The following is an 18314-nucleotide window of genomic DNA, read 5'->3' as shown; positions in this document are numbered from 1 at the left end:
AATAAGTGAGTTTTAGGAACTAGAATAAATGTATCTTAACAGTAATAAGAAAATGAATGTTTTAAACGGAAGTTGGCAGAGTATGTCAAAAAGCTATAAGTAAATATTTCAGGAGGTTTTTTATGAAAAAGAAAATAATTATTGCAATTGTTGTTTCTGCTATAACAATGACTCATTTTGTAGGAAATACTTATGCAGATTCGAAAACAGAGGTTTCTGTTACAGCTCCCTATAATACAAATCAAATAGCGAAATGGTTAGAAGCACATGCAAAGCCTTTAAAAACAACTAATCCAACTGCATCTCTTAATGATTTGAAACCACTTAAGGATATGGTAGGTTCAGCTTCAATTGTAGGTTTAGGTGAAGCTACGCATGGGGCTCATGAAGTTTTTACGATGAAACACCGCATTGTTAAGTATTTAGTATCTGAAAAGGGCTTTACCAATCTAGTTTTAGAAGAGGGATGGGACAGGGCCTTGGAACTTGATCGATATGTTCTTACTGGTAAGGGAAACCCAAGCCAACATCTAACACCTGTATTTAAGACGAAAGAAATGCTAGATTTACTTGATTGGATTCGGCAATATAATGCTAATCCAAAACATAAACCGAAAGTACGTGTCATCGGGATGGACATTCAATCAGTAAACGAAAATGTTTATAATAATATAATAGAATATATTAAAGCGAACAATTCAAAACTGTTGCCTAGAGTAGAAGAGAAGATAAAAGGGCTTATTCCTGTAACAAAGGATATGAATACTTTTGAAAGCCTTACGAAAGAAGAAAAAGAAAAGTATGTTTTAGATGCTAAACAAATTAGTGCTTTATTAGAGGAAAATAAAAGTCATTTAAATGGGAAATCTAAAGAGTTCGTATGGATAAAGCAAAATGCTCGTATTATTGAACAGTTTACTACAATGTTAGCGACACCTCCTGATAAACCAGCGGATTTTTATTTGAAACATGATATTGCAATGTATGAAAATGCGAAGTGGACTGAAGAACATTTAGGAAAAACCATTGTATGGGGACATAATGGACACGTTTCGAAAACAAATATGCTTTCTTTTATATACCCTAAAGTAGCAGGGCAGCATTTAGCAGAATATTACGGAAAACGGTACGTATCTATTGGAACGTCAGTTTATGAAGGACAATACAATGTGAAGAATAGCAATGGTGAATTTGGCCCCTATGGAACATTAAAATCGGATGATCCAAACAGTTATAACTACATCTTTGGACAAGTTAAAAAAGATCAATTTTTTATTGATTTACGTAAGGCGAACGGCGTGACAAAAACTTGGTTAAACGAACAACATCCAATTTTCGCTGGAATAACTACCGAAGGGCCTGATATACCAAAAACTGTTGATATATCATTAGGTAAAGCGTTTGATATACTTGTTCAAATTCAAAAAGTGAGTCCATCTCAAGTACATCAATAAATTTAGAATCATGTGCCTTAATGACAAATTTCATAGTGTTTCATATAACACAATGAAATTTGTTTTATATAGCAAGAAGAATAATCGCATTAGAAAAAATCAGCAGTTTAACCTGTTAAGAGTAAAACGAATCTTACAATATGTAAAGCGCAAAAACACTGAAGCGAAAAGCATCGGTGTTTTTTGCGCTTTCGGGCACAGATGCTACTTCAACCCTAGTGTACAAGTAATTTTGAATGTAAGGAATTTGTAAGGAATAGGTAAGAAAAAAGAGATTTTCATTGTGTAGGATAAAAATATAAGGAGGCGTGAAGGGGGGAACAATTACGGCCTACATATAAAACAAACAATCAGTAACAAGAGTGTTTTGTGAAAATAATGAGTACAATGATTGCAAATGCATTGTTGCCTTTTCATCATTTGGAGAATGGATAGCTGTGTGGTTCGTATATGACACTTCTATCAACTATCTATACAATTTTAATAGAAGAGAGGAATTCTTTATGAAAACACGCAGTAAAATTACATGTGCAAGTCTAGCACTTTTAATAGGTGGAAGTTCCCTGTTATACATAACACCAACATCAGTTGTAAAAGCAGAACCTACGCAAAATGTATCTAGTTCGTTACAAACAAGTACGCAAAGCGATCGTACTTCCGTTAAGAAAGCAATGCGAGATGAACTGCAACTTGGATACCCGGGAATACTCGCTAAAATTTCTAAGGGGGGTAAAACTTGGAGTTATACAGCTGGGGTAGCGGATCTGAAAACTAAGAAACCAATGAAAGCAGATTTTCGCTTTCGCATTGGCAGTGTGACGAAAACGTTCATTGCAACAGTTCTACTTCAATTATCTGGAGAGAACCGTTTGAATCTAGACGACTCCATTGAAAAATGGTTACCTGGTGTTATTCAAGGAAACGGATATGATGGTAACCAGATTACGATCCGGCAAATATTGAATCATACAAGTGGTATTGCTGACTATATAAATTCAAAAGACTTTGATATTACGGATATAAAAAAATCGTATACGGCTGAAGAATTTGTAAAGATGGGGATTTCACTTCCCCCAGACTTTGCCCCAGGAAAGGGTTGGTCTTATTCAAATACAGGATATGTAATACTAGGAATCCTTATTGAAAAAGTAACAGGAAACAGCTATGCGGAAGAGGTTGAAAATCGGATTATTGAACCGCTTGATTTGTCAAATACATTTCTACCTGGTAATTCAAGCGTGATTCCAGGCACCAAGCATGCCCGTGGCTATTTGCAACTAGACGGAGCGAGTGAGCTAAAAGACGTTACTTATATTAACCCAGGTAGCTCGGATGGAGATATGATTTCCACTGCTGACGACTTAAACAAATTCTTCTCTTACTTACTAGGTGGCAAATTACTGAAGGAACAGCAGTTAAAACAAATGCTTACTACAGTTCCTACAAATAGAGAGGGAACCGGATATGGTCTTGGAATACTTGAAATTAAGCTTCCGAACGGTGTCTCGGTATGGGGACACAGGGGGGGGCGTTCCAGGGTTTTCCACTTTTGCTGGTGGAACACTTGGAGGTAAACATACACTCGCTATCAATTCGAACAGTTTAAACATTAATAACCCGGAAGTTTTTAAAAACATTTTACTTGCTGAATTTAGCAAGTAGGAAAAACGGATAAATTTTGTCATTTGTAATTTCCATCGGAATGGATTACCGCTTGAAATGAGTATAGAGGGATTAAGTATCTAGAAACAATCAAGCCAATCATGAAGGATGGCTAAGTAAAAGAATTTGTTTATACATTGGCCAATTAAAAGAGCAACAGATATAATGAGTGATTAGTATGTATCTAGTATTGCATTTGTATTGGTATCGTCACGGATTGTAAATTTGTATAAGGTGCGAAGTTTAATTTAAGACTTCGCACTTTTGATGTTTAACAGCTTTTATTACGAAGCTATTAACAATAGAAAAAAGGAGAATGTAACTAGTTATGTGGATACTACTGTATGATTGGTGCAACAAATTGTGACTCTAACGTATTTGAAAGGCCTGATAAATTCAACGTTTATCGTCCTGACATTGATATTAAAAAGGCATTTAGTGGTACTGCAAGACATCTTGCTTTTGGATTAAGTATCTATAATTGTGTAGGAGCAGCATTTGCAAAATTAGAAATTGAAATAGATTCAACCATTAAAGATAATATTAGCAGGAAAAAATTGAGGGACATTAAGGATTTTGTGAAGAAGATTTCAAAAATGAACTGAAATCTAATAAACAACGTAAAAGCTAAAAGATTTTCGCTGTGAGAACATCTCAAAATATTAAATTGATGGTAACTTTGTTGTAGCTCTTTAAACATACCTATATTAAAACCCAAATATCTCAGCATTAAATTGAGAAATTTGGGTTTTTCTAAAGGAATCAATTTTTTAAAAAATTTTTAGAAATTTAAACATAAAGTATTGTATACATGTAAGTATGATTAAAAATGAAAAGTTGTAAATGCTAAATTTAATTAAATATGCCTTGCTCTCTTTAACATTGGCCTGAATGAATAGTTTATAGGAGATTACACTGGCTAAAGATGCGATGATTGTTCCGAGCCCTCCAATATTTACTCCTAGTAATAAAGCTTTCCAATCAGAAGTAAAGTTTGATAGAAGAATTGAAGTAGGAAAATTGCTAATCAATTGACTCAAAAATATGGAACTAAAGAAGACTGAAGTATCTCCTCTTAAATTAGCGCGAGCAAATGTCTCCAGTGCATCCGAATGTGAAATGTTTCCGATGAAAATAAAAAAACAGACAAAGGTTATTAGAAGAAAGTAATCGATCTTAAATAGTAAGTTTCTATCTAACGTAAATGCTGCTATCAATGTGACTATTAGTGCAATGTAATAATTAATGACACCAAAAATAGATGCAATGATAGTGATAAGTATTAAAATCCAGACGTTAGCTTTTTTTCGATTTTTCACGGTAATAACAGGTAGTTCTATTTTCAAATCTGTTTTTTGAAGTTTTTGAGTACATATAAATAACAAACTAATTCCAAGTACAGCTAAAAGCAGGATTGAACCTAAAAATGGGATGAGCTTAATTCCATAGTAAGAATATAGGTATAAATTTTGTGGGTTTCCCATAGGCATCAAGCTACTACCGATGTTTGCCGCAATTGTCTGCAGGATGATTGTATCCATCATGTTCATTTGTGTTTTTTTACTAATGACAAGTGTTATTGGTACAAAAGTGAGGAGAGCGACATCATTTGTTACAAACATGGAGCAAATAAAGCATAACAAAATTAGAATAATAGATATTGACCTGCTGTTATTGCATTTATTTAAAATGGCAACGGCAAGTTTGTCTAATATCTTTAGCTGTTCCAAGGCCTTAATGGCCACCATTAGATTAAATAAGCTAATTAACACTTCAAAGTTAATATATTCGATCTTTGGCGAATGTATTAAGCAGCTTACAATTGCTAGTATCAGTGAAATGGTAAGCACTAAATCCTTTTTTAAAAATTCGAATTTCATAAGGAGTCTTTTTTTATTTTGAACGAATACTATTTCTTTCACAATACACCACCTGTAATCTATGTTAGTAAATATACGTTTTTTGGGATAACTCGATATTGCTAGAAAAGAGGATGTCATAAGGTCCTAAATAAGAGTTTTGTAATGTTTCATCCCTTCAACAAAATCCTTTTTTTTCTTAGTGTCTTTCATGTTGTAAATATGTGCAATATAGACGAATCCAACTAGGGGGATTAATTGAGAAAACAAATGTTTTTTGTATGATACCATAAATAAATTAAATGCTTTGTTTTTTTAATATTCTTATAATATCCTATTGATTCTTGATTTCAAATACTTTATATGAACTTCTAAAAGAGAAAAAGTATGCATGTTTTTATGAAGAAAATAGAGGCTTGTCAAGGGATAGGTAGAACAAAATCTGCGACGTTTGGATACTGTATAAAATTCACAAAATCTCAGTGTTTTTTAGATGAAAAAAACTTAAAATATTTTTTGTTTTTATAAAAATCTGTACTTTTTCGTAACATTCTGTACGTTTAATTATAAATTAAAGACAAGATTTTCTTAGTTGAATAGTGAAAGCGCTTTATAGAGTTTTCGCGAAGTTTTTACCTAGCCTATTTTTGAGATTAGTAGTGAGAAAGGAGATATTTCCATGTTCTTGAGAAGATTAACAAAAAACCACTTAATCACTATTGATTATTATGATTTAAATCACCGGTAAACGAAACAAACATAGTAGTACAACAATGTTAGTGGATAAAAATATTAGTTTTGCAGAAAGGGGTAGAGCATCCGTTTGTATAATCGTTAAGTACTTCAAAATTTCAGTTTTACGGTTACATGTTGTGATGTTTGCTTAAACAGGCCAATCCGATTCATATAGAAAATTTTTATCCTTGTTGTATTTGAATATGAAAGAGGTATTTATACCAGGAAATATAGGTGATTTTATATAGATTATGATAGATAAATTTTGGTATGGAGTGATGATATGGAAAGGTTTTTTGTAGATTTAGTCGGATCAACAAATGATTTTTTATGGTCTAAATTGTTAATTATTATGCTTGTTATTTGCGGAATTTATTTTACATTTAAATTGAATTTTGTACAGTTTCGAATGTTAAAAGAGATGGTCCGTGTATTAATGGAGGGAAAAAGTGGTGCTAAAGATCAAGTCTCTCCTTTTCAAGCGTTTTGTATTGGTATGGCAGCCCGCGTTGGAACAGGGAATATTACAGGAATTGCGATTGCAATTGCATTAGGTGGTCCTGGAGCTGTATTTTGGATGTGGATTATTTCTATTATCAGCTCGGCATCTAGTTTTGTCGAAAGCACATTAGCACAGATATATAAAGTAAAAGATAAAACTGGTTTCCGCGGTGGTCCATCCTATTATATGGAAAAAGGATTGAATAAACGTTGGATGGGAGTATTATTCTCTATTTTAATCACAATTACTTTTGGACTTGTATTCAATTCAGTACAATCAAATACAGTTACAATTGCTTTTCAAAACTCATTTGGTACAGATCGTCTAACAGTTGGGATAATCATGGCCATTGCTTTCGCTGCGATTATTTTTGGTGGTGTACAACGTATTGCAAAAATGGCTGAATACAAGGTGGTATTTTTAGCGGTATTATACATTGGAGTTGCATTATTTGTTGTAGTTACCAACATATCAAAAATGCCGGAAGTTCTTTCTCTTATTGTTCAAAACGCATTTGGTTTTAAACAAATAGCAGGCGGTTCAATTGGTGCAGCACTTATGAATGGAGTTAAACGTGGTTTATTTTCAAATGAAGCTGGTATGGGAAGTGCACCAAACGTTGCCGCAACAGCAACAACAAGTCATCCGGTGAAACAAGGACTGATTCAAGCATTTGGTGTATTAACGGATACACTGATCATATGTACTAGCACTGCCTTTATTATTTTGCTGTCTGATGCATATAAACAACCGGGGTTAAATGGTATTGCACTTACACAAGCAGCATTAAGTGAACACATAGGTCCTTGGGCATCGGGTTGTCTTGCTATCTTTGTTTTTTTATTTGGATTTGGTGCGTTAATTGGCAACTATTATTATGGTGAAACAAATATTCGCTTCTTACATACAAGTAAAGTGTGGTTAATGATATACAGAATAAGTGTGTTGGCTATGATTGTATTTGGTTCTGTTGCAAAGATTCAAATTGTATGGGATTTAGCGGACTTATTTATGGGCTTTATGGTTATTATTAATTTAATTGCTATTACCTTACTTTCAAAAGTAGCATTTGCGGCGTTACAAGATTATATAAACCAGAAAAAAGCTGGTAAAGATCCTATTTTTTATAAAGAAAACATTAAAGGGCTTGAAAATATTGAATGTTGGGATAGTTATGAGAAAACTTCAAAAAAGAAAAGTGTGTAATAAGAAGGATATTCAGACTGCAATATGTCTGAATATTTTTCTTGGTTCTAGTGCAAATATTATTGATTATAGTAAAGAAAAAATCATTCTATATAAAGTTAATAGTACGGGGGAATATGATTAAATGATAAAGGATTCTAGCGTTCAAGTTGAGGGTCAAGAAAAAGTTTGCTTAGATCAATGGGTAGCTCATTATCGAACGTATGCAGCTAAGGGACGAAGCGCCAGTTATATTCCTGCTCTGGGGGAAATAAATGTATCGCAGTTAGGTATTTGTATAGTAAAGCCAGATGGAACAATGATAAAATCAGGAGATTGGGAGATACCTTTCACATTACAAAGTATATCAAAAGTAATCGGTTTTATAGCCGCTTGTTTAAGTCGCGGTATTTCTTATGTATTAGAACGAGTTGACGTAGAGCCAACTGGAGATGCCTTTAATTCAATTATTCGTTTAGAGATACATAAACCAGGAAAACCTTTTAATCCTATGATTAATGCTGGAGCAATTACGATAGCTTCACTTTTGCCAGGGACATCGGTGCAAGAAAAATTAGAATCTCTATACGTATTAATTGAAAAAATGATAGAGAAGCGTCCCGCTATTAATGAAATAGTATTTCAATCAGAATGGGAAACGGCTCATCGTAATAGAGCATTAGCATACTATTTAAAGGAGAACGGTTTTCTAGAATCAGATGTGGAGGAGACACTAGAGGTTTACCTAAAACAATGTTCGATTGAAATAAATACAGAAGATATTGCCTTAATAGGGCTTATACTAGCACATGATGGATATCATCCTATTCGCAAAGAACAAGTGCTCCCTAAAGAAGTAGCTAGGTTAACAAAAGCTTTAATGCTAACTTGTGGAATGTACAATGCTTCTGGAAAATTTGCTGCTTTCATTGGATTACCAGCTAAGAGTGGGGTATCGGGCGGAATTATGACACTTGTTCCCTCAAAATCTAGGAAGGATTTATCGTTTCAAGATGGATGTGGTATTGGTATTTACGGACCAGCCATTGATGAATATGGGAATAGTTTACCAGGAATTATGTTGTTAGAACATATTGCAAAAGAATGGGATTTAAGTATATTTTAAAAAGGAGCACAGATATTTTGGTGTTAGAGCGAGTCCAAAAGTGTTCAGACCTTATATTGTGTCTGAACATTTTTGAGTTATAAAGTATCTTTCTAAAGTAGAAGGGTGTAATGAATACTCACAATCTAGAATGCTTTCGTTTATATCTTATTTATCAGTTTTTGAAAAAAATAGAGTAAGTATTGTATTAATGCAAATAGGTTTGTATACTGACTGTTAGGCGAAAGTGAGAAGTGATTATTTTGAATCTTAGTAATTTAGTAAAAAAAGACATCTATATTCTCGTTTTAATGATACTTACAGTACCCTTAGTAGGTGAAATAAAGTCATTTCCTTTAAATGAAACATTTAGAATGAGCTTTGGCGCACCAACATTTTTCTTTTTTTTGTTATTGTTTCGACGAATTCCAGCATTCTTACCGGGTTTTTTAACAGCGATAGTCGTGGTAGTATTTCGTATCTCAATGGATGTCATTATAAAGGGAAATATGGATTGGCTAGCCGCTTTTCATACTCACTATCCTAGTTTTTTCTTTTATTTTACTTATTCGTATCTCTTTCATTTAGCAAAAATCAAACGTTTTTATCATCAACCACTAATGATTGGTTTTATTGGTTGCATGATTGAAATACTGTCAGACTGTGTGGAATTAATGATTCAATATTTCGTATTAAAAACATCGATCACATCCGAGGCAATAAATGAGATCATTGTTATCGCATGTTCCCATAGTTTTATAGTTCTAAGCTTTTTCAATATGATGAAATTGTATGAAGCGCAATCAAGGGAGAGACATATAAAGAAGCAAAATGAACACATGCTCATGCTCATCTCTAATTTATATGAAGATGCTGTTCATTTAAAGAAAACATTACAAGATGCTGAGAATATAACAAAAAAATCCTATGATTTATATAAAACCTTAGACTCCTTTGAGCACAAACAGATGGATTTTCAGTTTGAGGATTTAAGGCAACAGGCATTACAAATTGCTGGTGAGGTCCATGACGTTAAAAAGGATAACCAACGTATTTTTGCGGGACTTTCAAAATTAATTTCTGATGAAAGTTTTACAGATTATATGTCTGTGCATGAACTAGTAAATATCATTATACGGGCAAATACGAAATATGCACGGTTGCTAGAGAAAGACATCCAATTTGTGTATAAAATTGATGGTGTGCATCCTCATTATCATATTTACACAATCTTATCTATTATAAATAATATCGTTACAAACGCTGTAGAAGCTATCCAAGGTATGGGAACCATCACAATTGACATTAATAAAGACCACCATTTTGTTGAATTTCAAATAGGCGATAATGGTCCTGGTATTTCTTCAAAATATAAAGATTCAATTTTTGAGCCTGGGTTTACTTCTAAATATGATGATTTAGGCAACCCATCGACAGGTATCGGATTATCGTATGTTAAAGAAATGGTCGAACAACTTGAAGGTGATGTTACGCTTGAGGACAGAACCGAAGGAAAAGGATCAATTTTTATAATTAGATTAGGGATTGATCATATAATTTCGAAAGGGTGATTCTATGTATTTTTATATAGTAGATGATGAAAAAGCGGTTCGCTCAATGTTGGCTCAAATTATCGAGGATGAAGATCTTGGGGAGGTTATAGGAGAAGCTGAGGATGGTTTATCTTTAGAGCAACAAATGGTAATCCTTAAAAATATAGACATTTTATTTATCGATTTGTTAATGCCGAATCAAGATGGAATAAAAACAATTCGTCAAATAAAGCCTTCGTTTAAAGGGAAAATCATCATGGTCTCTCAAGTAGAATCAAAAGAATTAATTGCTGAAGCTTATTCGCTTGGTGTTGAATACTATATTATTAAGCCAATTAACCGGATTGAAGTATTAACAGTTGTTCGGAAAGTCATTGAACGAATTCGTTTGGAAAAATCAATAAAAAACATTCAAGAATCGCTTAATATGGTACTAAAATTGGATAGTAATTTAAGTACGCAAGAAAAATACCGTAGTGAAAAACATTTAAATACTTTCAATCATTTTCAAAATTCCATTCATTTTCTTTTGTCTGAATTAGGAATAGCCAGTGAAAGTGGAAGTAAAGATTTAATGGATATGCTAGATTATTTATATAAATATGAACAAGATAACACGTTGGAACAAGGCTTTCCCTCACTAAAAGAGATTTTTATGAATTTGGCTCAAAAAAAACTTGGGGATTCAGCTGAAGATGCCGAATTAAAAAGGTTCATAGAAGCTTCCAAACAACGGATTCGGAGAGCAATTTATCAATCATTAAACCATTTAGCATCCCTTGGACTTACTGATTTTTTAAACCCGAAGTTCGAAAATTATGCTTCTAGATTTTTTGATTTTACTACCGTAAGGAGAAAGATGACAGAATTGAATAATGAACCAACATTACCTGCTCGTATTGATACGAAAAAATTTATTCAAGTTCTTTATTTTGAAGCAAAACGAATACACCTGGAGTTAAGATAATAAACTCTTGCTAAGTATTATTTTCAATTGATAGATTGATAATTGTTTTCATGTTATTGGTTTTATATAGTTTTTCTAAGAGAGGATTTTCCTTTATTTCATATTGGCTTTAAAATCAGAAAATTCCGTATCGATTCGGTAGAAGTGTATGAACTTAAAACAAAAGAATATGTATTTTTTACACATTAATATTCATTAAAAAAAACGAGTATTTTCACAATAAAATATAAATACATAGTAAGTTGAATTGAAAAAAAGATGCTATCTTCTGGCATCTTTTTTTCTTTAAGAGGAAATATCATTGATCCTTATATTATTTGAAATTCAAATGCGGGCATATAAATAGGGGAAAAGGAGATAATATTTAACAAATTATAATTGGAAATGGTATTTTAGGTCAGAAATGTTTTTATACTAATTAGGTTATTGGTACTAAATAAGCATAATGTCTCGCTTTTCTGCTCTTTAATCTTATCGTTATTTTTTATTAAGTACATATCGTTTTTTAGAAATCTCAATCCTAGCAGAGTATATAAATTGGGTGATAAAAATGTGGAACATAATTACTTCTTATCTTCCAGATTGGAAAGTCTTTGTACAAGCTTTTATCTTGTTTTTAATTCCGTATACTATCTCAAGATTTTTTCATTGGGTTCGTATGTCAGAGAAAGAGTGGGAAGAATGAGTTGGTGGAAGTCAAGAGACAAACAAGTGAAAAAAAATAATATTCAAAGTAAAACGAAACAAGAGCATAAACCATCTCAAAATACAAACGTTCATTTCACAAATGATTTTGCCTCTAACTTAGAACTTATAAAGCAACAAATCGGACATAATTCTGATGTTCGATTTCGGAAGTTTAATATTGGACGCACAGATATTCAGGCTGGGATCGTTTTTGTTGATGGTCTATCAGATAAAGAGATAATTGACAAACATATTATGAAATTACTAATGGATGATTTTTCTGATGAATATAAAAATGAATCTTCTTATGTGGAGGGGACTGTTTCAAAAGAATATATTAAAAATAAAGTTCTTACAATTAGTGAAGTAGCAGAAGTCCATTACATAAAAGATTTAATACCCAAAGTATTGATAGGTTCAACAGCTCTTTTAATTGATGGTTTAGCAGATGTGTTTATTCTTGGTACAACAAAAGCAAATAAACGAAACATTGAAGAACCAGTATCGGAGGCATTAGTCAGAGGGCCACGGGTCGGTTTTACTGAAGTATTAAGTGATAATACCTCACTTTTGCGACGACACTGTGCGGATGAGAGCTTATCATTAGTAAAGCTACCAGTAGGAGAACGTGCAAAGAAAGAGTTAGTCGTCGCATTTATTAAAGATCTTGCTAGTACAGAATTGGTGGATGAAATAAAAAACAGAATTCAGAAAATTGACATAGACAGTGTACTCGAATCTGGTTATATAGAGCAACTTATTGAAGATAATTATCTCAGTCCTTTTCCGCAGATTCAAAATACAGAACGACCTGATCGTGTTATTAGTGCTTTGATGGAAGGTCGAGTAGCTATTTTGTTAGATGGAACACCATTTGTTTTAATTGCTCCAGTTACATTTAGTATGCTGCTGCAATCACCAGAAGATTATTATGAAGGGTGGCTTCCTGGTACGCTTCTCCGCTTATTACGCTTCATGACAGCTTTTGTTTCATTATTTGCTCCAGCACTGTATATTTCTTTTATTTCATTTCATCCAGGATTAATTCCCACTAAGCTCGCTATTTCTATTATCGGATCGCGAGAAGGAGTTCCTTTTCCCGCTTTAATAGAAGCGTTAATTATGGAAGTAGCTATCGAAGTTTTGCGAGAAGCAGGTTTACGTCTGCCTAAACCGATTGGACCTGCAATGGGAATTGTGGGCGGTTTAATAATTGGTCAGGCTGCCGTAGAAGCAGGAATTGTTAGTCCAATAATGGTTATCGTTGTTGCGGTAACAGCTATTTCTTCTTTTACTATTCCGCAATATAGTGTGGGAATTACGTTACGCATTCTTCGTTTTATAGCTATGTTTTGTGCTGCGATATTTGGCTTGTATGGAGTTATTCTCTTCTTTCTTTTACTTTGCAGTCATTTAGTGAAACTGAAAAGTTTTGGCGTTCCTTATACCAGCCCTGCTGTTCCATATCGATTCAGTGATTGGAAAGATTTTATGGTTCGCATGCCATTAAAAATAATGAGACGTCGACCGAAAATAATGCATACCAAAAAAACTATCCGCAAAAGGTAGCTGATGACGAAAGGAAGTGGCCTTCAGTGATTACTATACCTAAAGACCGAATAACAACTTCACAAGCAGTTGTTATTATTGTAAATTACATACTTGGGACAGGAATTCTTACTTTGCCCAGAGCATCTGTGGAAAAAGTGAAAACACCAGATGTATGGTTAAGTGTGATATTAGGTGGGATACTGGCAATGGTTTCAGGAGTAATTATGGTCAAATTAAGTCAGCAGTTTCCAGAAAAAACATTTTACCAATACAGTCAAGATATTGTAGGGAAATGGATAGGGAGATTGCTTAGTTTTCTTATTATAGGGTATTTTCTTACAACTTCAGCATTTCAAATTCGTTCAATGGCAGAAGTAATAAGCTTTTTTTTACTAGAAGGAACCCCCACATGGGCTATTGTTATGCCTTTTATGTGGATAGGTCTCTATTTGATTATGGGTGGTATTAATTCAATTGCACGGATGTTTGAAATAATATTTCCTATTACTGTTTTTATTTTTTTAATCATTTCCTTTATGAGTATCGGAATATTCGAGATAGATAATCTCCGTCCCGTATTAGGTTTGGGAATTAAACCAGTGTTAGATGGGATAAAAACAACGTCTCTCGCATATACAGGTCCTGAAATTATGTTAATTCTTTTGGTATTTATGGAACAACGAAAGAAAGCAGTAAAAGCTATTTTAGTTGGAATTTCTATTCCGTTAATCTTTTATGTAATAACTGTTGTAATGGTCATTGGTGCATTATCAGTTGATGGGGTTGTAACAAGAACATGGCCGACAATTGACCTTATGCGCAGTTTTGAAATTTCTGGTTTGATATTTGAACGTTTTGAATCTTTACTGCTTGTAATATGGATTATGCAAATATTTGCTACCTATACGATTAGTTATTATGCAGCTGCATTAGGATTAGCGCAACTCTTTAAAAAGAGTATTCATCCGTTTATTTTTGCTTTGATTCCAATCATTTACATCATTGCTATGACTTCGAAAAATATAAATGACTTGCTTAAATTGGGGGATATGCTCGGTAATGTTGCATTATTTTTATTTGGTTTACTACCACTGCTTCTTCTTATTATTACGCGATTAAAAGGAGGAGTAGTGTGAAACATAAATTTAATTATATGCGGTTCTATTTGGCTTTGTTATGGACGCTTTTGCTTCTATTTTTAACAGGGTGTTGGAGCAGTAAAGAAGTAGAAGAGTTGAGTTTAACTGCAGGTATAGCACTAGATAAAGGGAAGGATTCAACAATTGAGAAAGAGGATGAGGAAGGAGGTTATCCTAAAAGAAATCTTATAACAGCTACTTATCAAATTGTTAGTTCGCAAGCACAAAGTAAAGGAAATGGACAACAAAAACGTTATATAAATGTTTCTGAGACCGGTGATTCCATTCATCAAATTGTTCGTGAGTTTTCATTGAAAAGAGAGAGCACAATGTTCAGCCCACATTTAAAAAACATTGTTATTAGTGATAGTCTTGTACGTACATACAGTTTAGAACAATTACTTGAACAGTATCTCCGTGACAATGAAGTTCGGCTTAGCTGTATGCTCTTAATTAGCAAGGGTCTAGCGAAGGAGGTACTGGAATCAAACAAAAAGGAGAAATCCCAGCATTTCGTTTGTCTGGAATTGCAGATAATAGAAATAGAACAACAAGGATTTTACCTCCTGTATCGCTCGCTAAATTGGAAGGAAAGATGCGGTCAGGGTCCAGTTTTCTTTTGCAAAATGTAATCTCGATAAAAGGAGAAACAAAATTTGCAGGAGCTGCTGTAATTAAAGGAAAGACAAAAAAGTTGATGGGCTTTTTAAATGAACAGGAATTGGAAGGAGTAGTATGGATAAACGGAAAAAGGAATGGTGGTGTGGTAAAAACTTTTGATAAAGAATCAAAGAAACTCATTATATACGAAATAAAGTCAATAAAAAGCAAAATCATACCACATGTTAACGGAAATAATATTTCCTTTGATGTAAACATTGAATCAGAAGGGCGTTTGTCTGAAAATTGGATACAATCAGGAAAAGATTTTGAAAATGAATTTTTAAAAAGGGAAGAAAAAGCTATTGAAAAAGAAGTAAAGCACTTAGTACATCATGTTACAAAAAAAATACAAAAAGAATACCAAGTCGATATTGCGGGTTTTGGCAACCAATTAAGAATTAAACACCCGAGAACATGGGAGAAAGTCAAAAAAAATTGGGATCAAACATTTAGTAAGGTACCGATTAAATATCATATAAATGTAACTATACAAGATTATGGAGCGTCAAGTTTAAAACGGTGAGATACCTTAATTGAAATTATATTTGCATCAAAACAAAAATTTTAGTAACTTTTTGTTTTTTTATGTCCTTCTTATTATAGATTAAAGAAATGATTTTATCCCGCTATTTGCCGGGCAGCAAGACCCCCACCTCAAAATTCAGCGAAAGCAAAGAAGTTATTAGAGGTATATGTAAGCTCTATATAGGAAGGAGAATTTTGAAATTCTATTGATAAACCAAGTAATTGTAATAGCCCTTATTTAGAATAATAATTTCAAAATCAATAAAATTTAGAGTAGAAGGAGCAAGAGCAAATTATTATGAATAAACAAATAGGATTCATCGGATGTGGAAACATGGGTATTGCTATGATAGGTGGGATGATAAAAAAAAATATAGTTTCTCCAGATCAAATAATTTGTTCAGATTTAAACGTCATTAATTTAAAAAATGCTAGTAATGAATATGGCATAACTATAACTACTAACAACAATGAAGTCGCTAACAGTGCTGATATTTTAATTTTATCAATCAAACCAGATTTATACTCATCGGTAATTAACCAAATAAAAGATCAAATAAAAAATGATGTAATCATTGTAACTATTGCTGCAGGAAAAAGTATTAAGAGCACTGAGAATGAATTTGGTAGAAAGTTAAAGGTTGTTAGAGTAATGCCTAATACACCGGCACTTGTTGGAGAAGGAATGTCTGCGTTATGTTTTAATGAAATGGTTACAGAAAAAGATATAAAAGAGGTACTGAACATATTTAATATTTTCGGCCAGACGGAGGTCATAAATGAAAAACTAATGGATGTTGTTACATCTATTAGTGGTTCTTCTCCAGCATATGTGTATATGTTTATAGAAGCCATGGCAGATGCTGCTGTACTTGGCGGTATGCCGAGAAAACAAGCTTATAAATTTGCGGCTCAGGCTGTATTAGGTTCTGCAAAAATGGTATTGGAAACAGGAATACATCCAGGTGAATTGAAGGATATGGTTTGTTCCCCAAGTGGAACGACGATAGAAGCTGTAGTAACGCTAGAAGAAAAAGGTTTAAGAACAGCTATCATTTCAGCTATGAAACGTTGTACGCAAAAATCTATGGAAATGTCTAGTTTAACTAGTAAGTGAGAAGCGAATTTATATAATATTTCAAATCTATTTAATGTAAAAGAAATATTATGAGGCTAGTTAATGACTAAGTAAATTTATATACAACACTAACGAGAAGAACAAACCTTATTTTAAAGGGGATACAGAAAATATGAGTAATTTACTAAAAAAGAAATCCGTTACACAATTGTTAGAGCATAATCAAAGCAAGACTTTAACGAAAACATTAGGAGCATTTGATTTAATTATGTTAGGGGTAGGCTCGATAGTTGGAACGGGTGTTCTTGTGTTAACTGGATTAGTAGCAGCAACAAATGCTGGTCCAGCAGTTGTTTTTTCATTTATACTTGCAGCAATTATATGTGGATTTATAGCATTATGTTACGCGGAAATTGCTTCTACACTCCCGGCGTCTGGTAGTGTATATACGTACTCATATGCAACAATTGGTGAGTTTGTTGCTCATCTAGTAGGTTGGTCATTGCTGTTAATATATATCGTGGCAACAGCAGCTGTCGCTGCTGGATGGACAGGCTATTTCCACAATTTAATAAAGGGATTTGGATTAGAGATACCTAAAGCTCTAGTAACGATTCCTTCGCATGGTGGTATTGTGAATCTACCAGCAGTAATTATTACATTGATATTGGCATGGATGTTATCTCGTGGTACGAGAGAAAGTAAACGAATCAATAATATAATGGTATTGATTAAAATTGGAATGATTTTGTTGTTTATTACGGTTGGTATATTCTATGTAAAACCAATGAACTGGATACCAATTGCACCATACGGTTTAAGTGGAGTTTTTACGGGTGGAGCAGCTATTTTATTCGCTTTTACGGGTTTTGATATATTAGCAACTTCAGCAGAAGAAGTAAAAGATCCGAAACGTAATCTTCCCATCGGTATTATTGCATCATTAATCATATGTACAATTATTTATGTTATGGTATGCCTTGTTATGACAGGAATGGTTTCCTATAAAGAATTAAATGTTCCTGAGGCAATGGCTTATGTAATGGAAGTTGTAGGACAAGGAAAAGTCGCTGGTGCAATTGCTGCAGGTGCTGTAATTGGCCTTATGGCTGTTATTTTTTCCAATATGTATGCGGCAACACGAGTATTTTTTGCAATGAGTCGTGATGGATTGTTACCGAAATCATTTGCGAAAGTTAATAAGAAAACTGGAGCACCCACTTTTATAACTGGATTAGCAGGAATAGGGAGCTCTATAATAGCTGGGTTTATTGATTTGAAAGAATTAGTTAATTTAGTTAATATCGGTAGTTTGGTGACGTTTGCGTTAGTTTGTCTATCAGTTATTATCCTTCGTAAATCACATCCAAATTTAAAACGTGGATTTATGGTACCTTTTGTACCTGTATTACCATGCGTTGCAATTGTATGCTGTGTGTTTTTAATGCTAAATTTACCGTTAAGGACATGGGTGTACTTTAGTATTTGGATTACTATTGGGGTAGTAGTATATTTCCTTTATTCGATAAAATACAGTAATTTAAATGAGGAAACGATCTCGAAATTACATGATAAAATTGCGAGATAATAACGATCGAAAATTTTATTAATAATCATATTGATAGTTGAGTAACATAGAAGCAGTTTTT

At 33.2% G+C, this 18314-nt stretch carries 11 protein-coding genes and 2 pseudogenes; 12 read left to right on the top strand and 1 reads right to left on the bottom strand.

Features of this window, described 5'->3' with window-relative positions; genetic code table 11:
- Positions 1 to 122: 122 nt before the first annotated feature.
- The 3 genes and pseudogenes from MHH55_RS09725 (at position 123) to MHH55_RS09715 (ending at position 3721) form a co-directional block, all read left to right on the top strand.
- Positions 123 to 1454, top strand: a complete 1332-nt coding sequence (locus MHH55_RS09725; protein WP_017657506.1) for an erythromycin esterase family protein — start codon at positions 123 to 125, stop codon at positions 1452 to 1454.
- Positions 1455 to 1957: 503 nt separating this feature from the next.
- Positions 1958 to 3116, top strand: a pseudogene (locus MHH55_RS09720) (serine hydrolase domain-containing protein).
- A gap of 344 nt (positions 3117 to 3460) precedes the next feature.
- On the top strand, positions 3461 to 3721 hold the full coding sequence (locus MHH55_RS09715; RefSeq protein WP_002164511.1) for a cytochrome P450: 261 nt from the start codon (positions 3461 to 3463) through the stop codon (positions 3719 to 3721).
- Between the two features lie 165 nt (positions 3722 to 3886).
- Here the strand turns inward: MHH55_RS09715 and MHH55_RS09710 are convergent, their stop codons facing one another.
- Positions 3887 to 5038 carry an anion transporter gene (locus MHH55_RS09710; RefSeq protein ID WP_000659279.1) on the bottom strand — a complete coding sequence of 384 codons (1152 nt, stop codon included), beginning with the start codon at positions 5036 to 5038 and terminating at the stop codon, positions 3887 to 3889.
- A gap of 955 nt (positions 5039 to 5993) precedes the next feature.
- Between MHH55_RS09710 and MHH55_RS09705 the strand changes: the two genes are divergently transcribed.
- The 9 genes and pseudogenes from MHH55_RS09705 (at position 5994) to MHH55_RS09665 (ending at position 18253) form a co-directional block, all read left to right on the top strand.
- Positions 5994 to 7418: an alanine/glycine:cation symporter family protein gene (locus tag MHH55_RS09705; RefSeq protein WP_000439275.1), complete on the top strand. Its 1425-nt coding sequence runs from the start codon at positions 5994 to 5996 to the stop codon at positions 7416 to 7418.
- 124 nt (positions 7419 to 7542) lie between these two features.
- Positions 7543 to 8523, top strand: a complete 981-nt coding sequence (glsA, locus tag MHH55_RS09700; RefSeq protein ID WP_000588656.1) for a glutaminase GlsA — start codon at positions 7543 to 7545, stop codon at positions 8521 to 8523.
- A 233-nt stretch (positions 8524 to 8756) separates the two neighbouring features.
- Positions 8757 to 10073 (top strand): sensor histidine kinase, encoded by a 1317-nt coding sequence (locus MHH55_RS09695; RefSeq protein WP_000584790.1) that lies wholly within the window; start codon positions 8757 to 8759, stop codon positions 10071 to 10073.
- Between the two features lie 4 nt (positions 10074 to 10077).
- Positions 10078 to 11022: a response regulator gene (locus tag MHH55_RS09690; RefSeq protein ID WP_000274085.1), complete on the top strand. Its 945-nt coding sequence runs from the start codon at positions 10078 to 10080 to the stop codon at positions 11020 to 11022.
- Positions 11023 to 11703: 681 nt separating this feature from the next.
- Entirely contained in the window at positions 11704 to 13278 is a 1575-nt protein-coding gene (locus MHH55_RS09685) for a spore germination protein (protein ID WP_139362519.1), read from the top strand.
- Positions 13279 to 13304: 26 nt separating this feature from the next.
- Positions 13305 to 14396, top strand: coding sequence for a spore germination protein (locus MHH55_RS09680; protein ID WP_000628609.1), 1092 nt, complete (start codon positions 13305 to 13307; stop codon positions 14394 to 14396).
- Positions 14393 to 15585, top strand: a pseudogene (locus MHH55_RS09675) (Ger(x)C family spore germination protein). The gene MHH55_RS09680 and the pseudogene MHH55_RS09675 overlap by 4 nt, the downstream one beginning before the upstream one ends.
- Before the next feature lie 300 nt (positions 15586 to 15885).
- On the top strand, positions 15886 to 16704 hold the full coding sequence (gene proC, locus MHH55_RS09670) for a pyrroline-5-carboxylate reductase (protein ID WP_078187596.1): 819 nt from the start codon (positions 15886 to 15888) through the stop codon (positions 16702 to 16704).
- A gap of 133 nt (positions 16705 to 16837) precedes the next feature.
- The gene (locus MHH55_RS09665) at positions 16838 to 18253 is read left to right on the top strand and encodes an amino acid permease (protein ID WP_000067463.1); all 1416 of its coding nucleotides are present in this window, start codon (positions 16838 to 16840) and stop codon (positions 18251 to 18253) included.
- The last annotated feature ends 61 nt before the right edge of the window (positions 18254 to 18314 follow it).

Origin of the sequence: Bacillus sp. FSL K6-2944 (genome assembly GCF_038005385.1) — a bacterium.
In the GTDB taxonomy this organism is placed as follows: Bacteria; Bacillota; Bacilli; order Bacillales; family Bacillaceae_G; genus Bacillus_A; species Bacillus_A cereus.
The sequence above is the reverse complement of the archived record's forward strand: the minus strand, read 5'-3'. Positions and strand labels throughout refer to the sequence as shown.

Excerpts from the sequence above, each read along its gene's own strand:
- MHH55_RS09725 (WP_017657506.1), top strand. The coding sequence starts at position 123 with ATGAAAAAGAAAATAATTATTGCAATTGTTGTTTCTGCTATAACAATG.
- MHH55_RS09715 (WP_002164511.1), top strand. The coding sequence starts at position 3,461 with ATGATTGGTGCAACAAATTGTGACTCTAACGTATTTGAAAGGCCTGAT.
- MHH55_RS09705 (WP_000439275.1), top strand. The coding sequence starts at position 5,994 with ATGGAAAGGTTTTTTGTAGATTTAGTCGGATCAACAAATGATTTTTTA.
- glsA (WP_000588656.1), top strand. The coding sequence starts at position 7,543 with ATGATAAAGGATTCTAGCGTTCAAGTTGAGGGTCAAGAAAAAGTTTGC.
- MHH55_RS09690 (WP_000274085.1), top strand. The coding sequence starts at position 10,078 with ATGTATTTTTATATAGTAGATGATGAAAAAGCGGTTCGCTCAATGTTG.
- MHH55_RS09685 (WP_139362519.1), top strand. The coding sequence starts at position 11,704 with ATGAGTTGGTGGAAGTCAAGAGACAAACAAGTGAAAAAAAATAATATT.
- proC (WP_078187596.1), top strand. The coding sequence starts at position 15,886 with ATGAATAAACAAATAGGATTCATCGGATGTGGAAACATGGGTATTGCT.
- MHH55_RS09665 (WP_000067463.1), top strand. The coding sequence starts at position 16,838 with ATGAGTAATTTACTAAAAAAGAAATCCGTTACACAATTGTTAGAGCAT.